A 6,792-nucleotide genomic window follows, 5' to 3' on the forward strand; every position below is an offset into this window, starting at 1 on the left:
CTAAAATTCTAAAATTCTAAAATTCTAAAATTCTAAAATTCTAAAATTCTAAAATAAGCCGAATTTACCGTCCTTGCGCTTATAAAGCACACGCATTTTAGCGTTCATATCATTGAAAACCAAAAACTGATCGGTGCTTTCTTTCAGCTTATTTAGCGCTTCATCAATCTCTAGCGGTTTATAAAGCTCTAGCTCGGTAGGGACGATTTCATCGACCTCGTCGTTTAAATTTGGCTCATTAGCACCGACCGCATTATCTACGGCATTTTGCTTCATTTCGTCGCGATTTTTGTGAGAATTTACCTTATCGTGGTATCTGCGAAGCACTTTTGAGGCACGCTCTACGATGAGATCGACGGCGGCATAGAGATCTTTATCTTTTTGGCGCACGACGATAGTGTCTTGATGCGCTAAATTTAATGAAAAATCCACCACGAAGCCCTTTTTGCCTTGCTTCTCGTCGGCAGAAATTACACAACGCCCCGAGATAATGTCTAGATTATATTTTTCTAGCGTCTCAAATGCGTTTTCGACATAATTTTTGATAGCTTCTGTTAGCTCAAACTGCTTACCTACGATATTTAAATTCATCGTCTCTCCTTTGCATTATGGTTTTTGAATAGTACGCCTATGATATGTGATCTGTGGCCTTCCCATAACCGCTACATTAGATTTTACTACCACATCTACAAGCGCGGCATGACTTAAAATTCTGCCCACACTACCGTTCGCAAGACTTTCTGACGAGCCTTGCCCAAAATTACTATAAGCGACGGTATGATTGCCGGGCGCACCCAGCTGTCTATCGAAATATCCGAATGTCACGGTGATATCAAACATCTTTTGAGCCGGATCCTTTGACGGATACTCAAGCGTAATCGTATTTAACGTAGGGTTAGTCGTAGCAGTAGCACCCTTTTCTTTAAGCTCGGTAGTTAGATACTCATGCTTTTGCATAGCAAGGACAGCGAGCTCCGTAGCACTCTGAGCTAGCAGTAGCGCCTGCTCTCTGCCTTGGATATTATTGACATCGCGAGCCGTCATAGACGCTATAGATAGTGCCGTAATAGCTGTAGTCGCTACAATGATGATAAAAAATATGGCTGCTACTAGAGCAAAACCTTTTTGCATAGTTTTCATTAGTACACCACCTGTGCTTTACAAACGTTTAGATCCAGCTCTGCAGGATCGAAATTTCTGCCGTCGTCTCTCATACATAGTTTAAGCGCAACGGCGCCGTTATCATCCTTAAATCTAAACAAGCTCACGTCCTCGGCTAGTAACGCGCTGCTAGCAACATTGTATGAGTTCGCATCGTTTGCAACAGTGCTCCATGGACGATAATTATATTTTAAAACCAAATCAAAATTTTTACTTAATACATTACCAGCATTATCTCTCATATATACAATACTATCCCTACCCCCTAAATCTGGAACGATCGCGTAGGCACTATGAGCTATATAATACTGCTCGGAGAATTCCTGTGAGTTATCGTTATTTGGATTGAGCGGATACTGATTTATCCTGATAGTTTCGCCTTGTATCTTACCACTGCCCGCATTGCTAGGAGTGCCTACAGCGATTAACACACGATTGCTACCGTCATCTTTAGCTTCTCTATCGTAGCCGAAGCCTATATCTACGCTAGTAGGTGAAGCATCATTCGTAACGACCCTAAAGATAACGGCGACTTGAGTATTAGTAGACGATTTACCGTATTCCGTAGCCCTTAAATTTCCAACTATATTAGCCACTTGTGGAAAATCACTACCCAAGGATACCATATTAAATTCAGCCCTAGTATCTGCTATATAGCCGGCGTTATCCGTATTAGCCGTCCATGTGCTATCTCGTAACTGAGACATTGACATAAAGCCGCTCCAGCCAGGATTTCTCTTGTTTATATTTCTAGTCTCTACGCTTTGTCCGATCCACTCTATTATGTCATATTTCGGATCGGTAAGATTGCTAATCGGCACAAACTCATTTGTTCTAAGCTCTCTGCCTATAGTAGAGCTTTTTATTCTATCTTCCAATCGATTTGTTATTAGCATCATCGCATTTTGCGTTCTAGCTTCCAGCTGATTTACTGCCCGCACATGCACGTAAGATTTATAGATCTTAGTGTATAGATCGGCGCCAAACATTGAGATAATACCTAACACTACGATAACAAATACAAGCTCTATAAGGGTAAAGCCTCTTTTCATATCGCGCTCCTATTAGTTATATCGTCTAGTGACGGTTGTCTGAACGCCGACGCCGATATTAGATAAAAACGCTTTTAAAACGACTGATTTAGCGGCACCGTCTCTCGCTACAGCATCGTTTAGATCCGTAGCGGCAACCCTAACCATCTTTATATTAGTAGGGGCGCCATTGGATGGCTGATCGCTAAGAACACCACTTATATCGGTACCGGTAGCATACTGCGCAGCATTAAAAGGCTCTGCTACATAATCTACATCGACATTAATCCTAGTATTGAGGATAAAATCACCTCTACTGCTAGAGCCCACTAAATTACCGACTGTTATATCGGTCGTGAACTGGTCGAAATCGTCGATATCGTTATAACGACCGCCGCCAACCGAAATTCCATTTCTACCGAATTGCTTTTTCGTAGCCGGAGCTTGGGAGCTGATTCCACGCCTACTAGCTTCATTCAAAATTCCGGGTCTAACCTCCTTGGTACTATTGCCCGAATCATCTACCGACGGATTTACAGTTAGAATTCTATCCATACAACTTGCATCGCCTCCGCACGTAGCGTCATTAGCATACGCGCTATCCCATTGCGCCTTAGACACGCGCGACATCAAAGCTTTAGCGTTATATACAAGCTCCTCTTTGATCGCAAGGGCGTTTAACTCGGTGGTTTGCGCGACGATACGCGGGATCGCCATCGTCGTGATCGCCAAAATCACGATGGTAAAGATCAGCTCGATTAGAGTAAAACCTTTTTTCATCTTACATCCTTTCTTTAAAATTTTGAAATTACGGAAACGCAAACTTACTCTGCGTTATCGGCGCTAATTATACTATTGTTAAACTTAAATTTAGAATTTATCGCGTAAATTTTTTCGATTTACAAAGATTTTTAAGCCCGAACGCACAAAAATTTTAAAGAAATTTCATTTTTAAATTTGAATGCGGAATTTAAGCTTGCATTTACTCAAAGACTATAAAATTACGAGCTAAATAAATTCCAAGGATTTTTTATGACAAATCTAAGTAAAATTCTATCCGCTCTCCTATTTATCGCGTTTATCGGCGGCTGCAGCGGCAAAGGCGACGGCGAGCTTTTTAATCTAAGCCCCGAGGCATGGTATTCTAAAATTTTAGAAGATATCAATAACGCCAGCATGGAGGATGCCGAGAAGCACTACACCAGCTTTTCGAGCGAGCATATCGCCTCTCCGCTGCTTGAGGAGATGACGCTCATTATGGCGTGGGCTTTTGTGGAGGACGAAAACTACGAGAAAGCAAACAAATACCTAGACGAATACATCCGCCTCTACGGTACGACGCAAAAGATCGAATACGCGAGATTTCTAAAGATCAGAGCAAATTTCGATTCCTTTAGCCGCCCAAATCGCAACCAAAAGCTAATGCTAAACAGCATCGATGAAATTCATAAATTTATCGCCGAATATCCGCAGAGCGAGTATCGTCCGCTACTTGAGACGATGCTAACGAAGCTCAGGCTTGCAGAGCATCAGCTAAATATCGACATCAAGGATCTTTACCAGCGCACCGACCGCGAAAGTTCTGCCAAAATTTACGAGCAGCGCATCAAGGAATCCCCGCTAAACGGCACCGACGTCATCAAACCGCGCTCGCCTTGGTATCGCGCGATTTTTGAGTAGGAGGAGCGATGCAACTGATGCAAAATACAACCTTCCCTAGCGATCTGCCTATCATCGTCGAGGACGAGCTATTTTTATATCCGTTTATGATAGCGCCCCTTTTCATCGGCGACGAGCATAACAAAAAAGCCCTCGATCTAGCCGCCAAAAACGAATCTATGATAATGGTCGTAAGCTCAAAGTCGGAATTTAGCGGCGATAGAAGCTTTGGCGGTATCTATAACGCAGGTGTCGTGGGCTCCGTGATGAGAACCGTGCCGCTTCCCGACGGTCGGGTTAAAATTTTATTCCAAGGCGCACTAAAAGGCAAAATCGTAAAAGAAATTTCGCAAGATCCGCTGGTCGCTACCGTCGATATCATCCACGACGAGCGCGGCAACGACCAGAAATTAGACGCACTGGTAAGCGTGCTGAAGGAAAAAACCAAGACGCTTAGCACGCTTACGCATTTTTTCCCGAACGATCTGCTAAAGACCATCGACGACGGCACCGACGCAGCGCGCGTTTGCGACCTGATTTTAAGCGCACTGCGGCTAAAAAAGCAGGTAGCCTACTCGTTTTTTACCGAGAGCAACTTGCAAAAGCGCCTTTTCAACCTCATCAACTACATCTCCGACGAGATCGAAGCGCAGAGGCTCGAAAAGGAGATCAAAAGCAAGGTTCATTCCAAGATCGATAAGACGAACAAGGAGTATTTTTTAAAAGAGCAGCTCAAGCAGATCCAAAAGGAGCTCGGAGGCGACGCCGATCGCGATGTCGAGATCGAGGAGTACCGCAAAAAGCTGGAAGCCAAAAAGCCCTATTTGGGCGAGGATGCCTACAAAGAGATCAAAAAGCAGATCGATAAATTTGCCCGCCTTCATCCGGACAGCGCCGATGCGGGACTAGTGCAGAGCTATCTGGACTGGGTTTTGGAGGTGCCTTTTGAAAAGACCGCCAAGCACAAGATGTCCATCGAGGGCGTTACTACGCAGCTAAACAAAGACCACCACTCCCTGCAAAAGCCCAAGGCACGCATCGAAGAGTATTTTGCGCTAAAGCAGCTTTTAGAGCTTCGCGGCACAAGCGGCAAGAAAAGTAAAGAGGACGGTAAAAACGGCGGCGCGATCCTGTGCTTCTACGGCCCTCCCGGCGTGGGCAAGACGAGCCTTGCGAACTCCATCGCGACCGCGCTTAAACGCAAACTTATCCGTATCGCTTTAGGCGGGCTTGAGGACGTAAACGAGCTGCGCGGACACCGCCGCACCTATATCGGTGCGATGCCAGGCCGTATCGTACAAGGGCTCATCGAGGCAAATCAGATGAACCCCGTCATCGTGCTTGATGAGATCGATAAAATTTCAAGCTCATACAAGGGCGATCCGACGGCGGTTCTGCTTGAAATTTTAGATCCCGAGCAAAACTCGAGCTTTAGGGATTATTATCTAAATTTCAACATCGATCTTAGCAAGATTATCTTTATCGCCACGGCAAACGACGTATCTCTCATACCCGCGCCGCTGCGCGATAGGATGGAGTTTATCGAGCTTAGCTCATACACGCCGCAGGAGAAATTTCAGATCGCTAAAGACTATCTGATCCCTCAGGAGCTGCAGCGCCACGGCTTAAAATCTGCCGACGTAGCGATCAACTCCACAGCCCTTGCCGAGATCATCGAAGAGTACACGCGCGAAAGCGGCGTGCGAAACCTGCGCCGCCAGATCGCTGCGATCTTCCGCAAAGTCGCGGTTAAAATTTTAAAAGACAAAGAATTTAAAAAAATCGTCGTTACGACGAAAAATTTAAGCGAATTCCTAAATAAGAAGGTTTTCGAGATCGACGAGGTCGAAAAGTGCGATCAAATCGGCATCGTAAACGGGCTTGCGTGGACTGCGGTAGGCGGCGACGTGCTCAAGATCGAGGCGGTAAAGATCAAAGGCAAGGGCGCGATGACGATCACGGGTCAGCTCGGCGACGTGATGAAAGAATCCGCGCAGATCGCCTTTAGCGTCGTAAAGGTGCTGATCGACGAGGGTAAGCTCAAAGCGGCTCAAGACGCGAAGGCGGGCGCGGCAAAAGCCCCGCGCGGCGGTAAAAACTCCGCATTGCGCGCAAACGGCGTCGCAGCGTCTAAAAGCCCTGTGGCAGCGCGAAATTTAGGTGCAGAGGAGAATTTCGAAAGCTCGGAGCAGATTTATAACAAATTCGACCTTCACATCCACGTGCCCGAGGGCGCGACGCCGAAGGACGGACCGAGCGCAGGCATCACGATGAGCACGGCGATCGCGTCGATTTTAAGCGAGCGCAAGGTGCGCGCCGATCTGGCGATGACGGGCGAGATCACGTTAAGCGGCAAGGTGTTGCCGATCGGTGGGCTTAAGGAGAAGCTCATCGCCGCGCACAAAGCCAAAATCGCCGAGGTTTTGATCCCGCGCAAAAACTACGAGCGCGACCTAGCAGAGATCCCGGACGAGGTCAAAAACGATCTGAAAATAACGCCCGTAGAGCGGATCGAAGAGGTGCTGAAGCTGGCGCTCGTTTAAATTTAAAGCGCCGTTTTAAATTTAGCCGCTTTAGTCGCACGCTGGAGGTTAAATTCGCATTCTAAATTTGGCTGAGCGCTACCATAGACTCTGAAATTTTAAAATCCTACCGCATGGCGCACGGAATTAAAAACTCTTTAGATTCCCGTTTGCGCCGTTTGCGATCAAAATATAAAGCAAGAAAGTGATAAGACTAAAAGCAAGATTAAGATTAGCCGCAAGGAAGCTTGAAATCGCCTTTTTTATTAGCCTGATCGCTTATGTTTTGGCAGCTTTGAGCTTATTTGCCGTGCCCGAAGATATCTTGTCCGCTCACGCAGTTTTTAGAGACTTTACGGCGTTTATGGCGGGCTTTTACCCGGCTATAGACGTAGCGCGAACCAAAACAACCTTTGGCG

Annotated in this window: 7 protein-coding genes and 1 pseudogene; 3 read left to right on the forward strand and 5 right to left on the reverse strand. The window is 46.1% G+C overall.

The window, feature by feature from the left end; genetic code table 11:
* Positions 1–48 precede the first annotated feature (48 nt).
* The 5 genes and pseudogenes from raiA to Q0413_RS06245 form a co-directional block, all read right to left on the reverse strand.
* A complete protein-coding gene (gene raiA, locus Q0413_RS06230; RefSeq protein WP_298988119.1) occupies positions 49–591 on the reverse strand; it encodes a ribosome-associated translation inhibitor RaiA in 543 nt (180 codons plus the stop codon).
* 15 nt (positions 592–606) lie between these two features.
* Positions 607–1,131, reverse strand: a complete 525-nt coding sequence (locus tag Q0413_RS06235) for a hypothetical protein (protein ID WP_298988120.1) — start codon at positions 1,129–1,131, stop codon at positions 607–609.
* 8 nt (positions 1,132–1,139) lie between these two features.
* Entirely contained in the window at positions 1,140–2,108 is a 969-nt protein-coding gene (locus Q0413_RS06240) for a hypothetical protein (protein ID WP_298988121.1), read from the reverse strand.
* Between the two features lie 39 nt (positions 2,109–2,147).
* Positions 2,148–2,213 (reverse strand): annotated as a pseudogene (locus Q0413_RS11250) (prepilin-type N-terminal cleavage/methylation domain-containing protein); the annotation flags it as partial.
* A 12-nt stretch (positions 2,214–2,225) separates the two neighbouring features.
* Entirely contained in the window at positions 2,226–2,972 is a 747-nt protein-coding gene (locus Q0413_RS06245; RefSeq protein ID WP_298988122.1) for a type II secretion system protein, read from the reverse strand.
* Between the two features lie 252 nt (positions 2,973–3,224).
* Between Q0413_RS06245 and bamD the strand changes: the two genes are divergently transcribed.
* The 3 genes from bamD to Q0413_RS06260 form a co-directional block, all read left to right on the forward strand.
* Positions 3,225–3,872 carry an outer membrane protein assembly factor BamD gene (bamD, locus tag Q0413_RS06250; protein WP_298988123.1) on the forward strand — a complete coding sequence of 216 codons (648 nt, stop codon included), beginning with the start codon at positions 3,225–3,227 and terminating at the stop codon, positions 3,870–3,872.
* 8 nt (positions 3,873–3,880) lie between these two features.
* Complete coding sequence (gene lon, locus Q0413_RS06255; RefSeq protein WP_298988124.1) at positions 3,881–6,394, forward strand: endopeptidase La; 2,514 nt, start codon at positions 3,881–3,883, stop codon at positions 6,392–6,394.
* A gap of 184 nt (positions 6,395–6,578) precedes the next feature.
* The coding region (locus tag Q0413_RS06260; RefSeq protein ID WP_298988125.1) for a hypothetical protein at positions 6,579–6,792 on the forward strand (214 nt) is incomplete at its 3' end.

The sequence above is a fragment of the uncultured Campylobacter sp. genome (assembly GCF_938045465.1).
In the GTDB taxonomy this organism is placed as follows: Bacteria; Campylobacterota; Campylobacteria; order Campylobacterales; family Campylobacteraceae; genus Campylobacter_B.

Coding starts and splice junctions, on each gene's coding strand:
- raiA (WP_298988119.1), bottom strand. CDS start 591: ATGAATTTAAATATCGTAGGTAAGCAGTTTGAGCTAACAGAAGCTATC.
- Q0413_RS06235 (WP_298988120.1), bottom strand. CDS start 1,131: ATGCAAAAAGGTTTTGCTCTAGTAGCAGCCATATTTTTTATCATCATT.
- Q0413_RS06245 (WP_298988122.1), bottom strand. CDS start 2,972: ATGAAAAAAGGTTTTACTCTAATCGAGCTGATCTTTACCATCGTGATT.
- bamD (WP_298988123.1), top strand. CDS start 3,225: ATGACAAATCTAAGTAAAATTCTATCCGCTCTCCTATTTATCGCGTTT.
- lon (WP_298988124.1), top strand. CDS start 3,881: ATGCAACTGATGCAAAATACAACCTTCCCTAGCGATCTGCCTATCATC.